Annotated in this window: 1 protein-coding gene; it reads right to left on the bottom strand. The window is 36.8% G+C overall.

The genetic code is table 11. From position 1 onward, the window contains the following. Positions 1–32: 32 nt before the first annotated feature. Positions 33–1,396, bottom strand: a protein-coding gene (locus M3189_RS26355) for an IS3 family transposase (protein WP_251639761.1) whose coding sequence is annotated in 2 segments (ribosomal slippage) — positions 33–937 and positions 937–1,396 — 1,365 coding nt in all. Because the reading frame shifts where the segments join, the coding sequence is not laid out codon by codon here. Positions 1,397–1,450 lie beyond the last annotated feature (54 nt).

The following is a 1,450-nucleotide window of genomic DNA, read 5'->3' as shown; positions in this document are numbered from 1 at the left end:
ATGATCTGACCCAATAAAGTTAGACAAATATTTTATGCAACCTTTAAGACTTGAGTTCGGTATTCCACTGGACTCAGGTCTTTTAATTTTGCCTTCATTCGTTTGTGATTGTAATAGTGAATATACTCATCTAATTCCTGTTCAAAATGCTCTATACTGTCAAATTCCTGTAGATAAAGGAGTTCGGACTTCAATAAGCCAAAGAAATTCTCCATGACTGCATTATCCAAACAGTTACCTTTTCGGGACATACTCTGTGTAATTTGATGATGTTCTAGCGTTTTTTGATATTGTCCCATTTGATAATGCCAACCTTGATCTGAATGGAGTATCACTTGGTCTCCCGGCTGAAGACGTTCAATCGCTCGGTCTAACATATCTCCCACCAATTTATAAACAGGACGTTTCATCACGTTATACGCAATGATTTCTCCATTACACAAATCTAGTACAGGAGAAAGGTAACGTTTCTCACCAAATAGGTGGAATTCTGTGACGTCAGTTACCCATTTTTGATTCATCTCTTCGGCAGTAAAATCACGATTTAAAACGTTTGGAGCTGTTTTGCCTACATTTCCTTTATATGATTTGAACTTCTTCATACGTACCATACATTTTAAACCCATATCATTCATTAGACGGTTGATGGTTTTTGGATCATGACGGAACCCTCTTTTTTCTAACTCCTTTGTGATTCGACGGTACCCATAACGACCTTTATGTTCATGGAAAATCTCATTAATAGCCTCTTTTACCTTGTCATATTTATCATCTTGTTTTAATCGTTTTTCCCAATAATAATACGTGCTGCGTGGAATGTCAGCGACTTTAACTAAATCCACGATCTCATACTGATACTTTAGTTCGAAAATTACTTGCGCTTTGATTTTGTTTGTAATTTTTCCTGCATTTGAACTAAAGCATTCAACTTTTTTAAGTAGACAATCTCCATTTCTAAGCGTTCGACTTTCGCTTGTAAAGCCTCTACTGTTTCTTCATCTGATTTTGGCTTCTGTGTTTCTGTTTTATTCGTATTTTTCTTCAAGGATGGACGCCCCTTTTTCTTTGTTTCTAGGGCATTAATTCCACCTTGTTCAAACGCAAGTTGCCATCTTCGAACCATTGTGTGTGTGGGAAGATTGAATATGGCAGCAGTTTCACGGTAGGATGTACCCATTTCATCTATATAATTAAGTACATCCATTTTAAACTTCGTAGAATAGGTTGTATAGGATTTTATAAAGGCGCCTTCTCCATGATGTTCATAAAGGCGAACCCATGCGCTAAAAATACTCTCATGAACACCAATACCTTTCGCAATTTCCCCCATTGATTCATTCCCATTCTGATACCTTAAAACATATTGAACCTTTTCCTCCACTGTAAATTTAGCCATAAAAAACACCCCGTAAATGTTAGATTGGTGTCTAACATTTACGGGGCAGATCAT

The organism is Neobacillus niacini (assembly GCF_023715415.1).
In the GTDB taxonomy this organism is placed as follows: domain Bacteria; phylum Bacillota; class Bacilli; order Bacillales; family Cytobacillaceae; genus Neobacillus; species Neobacillus niacini_C.
This window is presented reverse-complemented; position numbering and strand designations above follow the sequence as displayed.